Origin of the sequence: Mesorhizobium sp. M7A.F.Ca.US.005.03.2.1 (assembly GCF_003997795.1) — a bacterium.
Taxonomy (GTDB): Bacteria; Pseudomonadota; Alphaproteobacteria; order Rhizobiales; family Rhizobiaceae; genus Mesorhizobium; species Mesorhizobium ciceri.
On record NZ_RZRP01001041.1, the window covers coordinates 1 to 1,923 of the forward strand.

The 1,923-nt window shown below is 61.5% G+C and carries 1 protein-coding gene and 1 pseudogene; both read right to left on the reverse strand.

All coding sequences use genetic code 11. The features are described 5' to 3' along the window. Nucleotides 1-339 (reverse strand): annotated as a pseudogene (locus tag EN991_RS34320) (sugar ABC transporter permease); the annotation flags it as partial. Nucleotides 340-443: 104 nt separating this feature from the next. Continuing rightward, nucleotides 444-1,923, reverse strand: a 1,480-nt coding sequence (locus EN991_RS34325) for an extracellular solute-binding protein (RefSeq protein WP_127370392.1), incomplete at its 5' end; no start/stop codon positions are given.

Sequence of the window (1,923 nt, forward strand, 5' to 3'; positions counted from 1 at the left end):
GGTGAGCGCCACCAGAAGGCCCAGCACGAATTCGATGGCGACGCTGATGCTCGACAGGCAGGCCGTCAGCAAGAGCGACCACCGTGCCACGGGATCGAACACCACCCGCTCGAAGTTTTTCAAGCCGACAAAGGCGTGGCCCGGCACCTGGAAGTCGTAGTTGATGAAGGACACGACCAGTGAGAACAGCAGCGGATAGATCGACAGCGCCAGTATCAACAGCACCGCGGGCGCGACCAGAAGCCATTTGAAGTGGCGGTCCGCCCACTGTGCGAGGGTCGAAAGCCGAGGCGGGGCGCCGGTGGTCGTCATGCGACTGATCGTGGTGGTGTGCGGCATCGATTTATTCCAAAGATCGCCACGCGGTTGAGCCAGGGTGTTGCGAGCGAAGCGCCCGCAACACCGGTCTGGTGCTAGAAACCCGGCTCCCCTCCAGGCGAGTCTCAGAGGGTGACTGCCATGCCAAGCTTCTCCACTGTGTTGTCAGCGGTGGCGCCGGGCAGTTTCAGGAACTCGGTGTAGAATGCCTTTTGCGACTCCATCCCGAGCCGATCGGTCGTCTCGTTCCACTCGGCGGCCGCTGTTTCCAGCGATGCTTTCGGATCCGCACCAGCCCACACTGCGGTGCACATGCGGTCGATGCTCAAGAAATAGTCCTGCGCACCTGGCATGATCGGGTCGAGCAGGCCGACATTCGCCGAGTTGTTGAGGTTGGCCAGGTACTCCTTGGCGCTCGGGAACAGTGCTCCATAGAGCTCCGACTTGAAATGCGAAATGCGGTATGGGTCGCGCAGCGCATAGGGCAACATGCAGCGCGCCAGTGAGACGGGAGGCGAGCAGGCCCACTGCATGAACAGATACGCCGCCTCCGGATTGGGCGAATCCGCCGACAGCGCCTTGTTGTAGCCGGTGGCATGTTCCGGATTGCCCGGCACGACGGCATAGCCAACCTTGCCAGCGATCTGCGACTGGGGAATGAAGTTGATCGCCGTGGCGGATTGCGAATAGTTCGCCGCCATCCGGCCGCTTGGAGGCCAGGAATAGATCATCGCAACCTTCCCCGTCAGGAATGCCGCCCAAAGGGAGACGGCGTCGAGCTCGTTGTTACCGGGGATCGAGGCCTTGTTGGCCGCGAGCATGTTCGTCAGCGTCTTGACGCCCGCATCCGACACCAGGCCGGCCTTCATGTCGTCGCCGAACAGTTTCCCGCCGTTGGCACGGTACTGCTGCAGAAAGTCGAACTGATTGCCCGGGCTGCCCGCCTTGCGGAAGTGGCCTGCACCATAAACCTTCGGTGCCATCTGGTCGGTGATGAATTGGGCGATCTGAGCATATTCCTCCCAGGTCTTCGGTGGTCCGAGCTTCGCGTTGAACTTGGTCTGGTAGGCCTCCATCATCTTCGGATCCTCGAAGATGTCCTTGCGGTAGTAGAGAGCGAACATGTCGCCGTCGTCGAAGAAGCCCCAGATCTTTCCCTTGTAGGTCGGCAGCGCCTTGTAGAGAGGATGATAGTCCTCGAGGTCTGCAGGGTTCATATATTTGGCGATATAGTCGTCGAGAGGTGCGATGACGCCGCCATCGGCGAGCGACGGTGTCCAGGCTGGCGAGATGTCGAGCACGTCATAGGCGCCTGAGCCGGCAATGTGCTCGGCGACCGCCTTGGAGTATTGATCGGGATTCGACAGTTCGACCACATTCGACTTCATGCCCGTAAGCTGCTCCCACATCGGCCCACTGAAATTGCGTGGATCGAGCGCCTGCAGGCCTGCCTCGTAGGTCATGTTGATCGTGACGCCCGCATGCGCCTTGGCCGCCTCGACCGCGCGGAAGGCGGAGCCCTCCGCCGGTCCTTCCTTAGATGCTTTCAGCGCAGCGGCCTGCGCCTGTCCCAGCGGCGACGTGGCGTCGGCCAGTTCGAGCTCT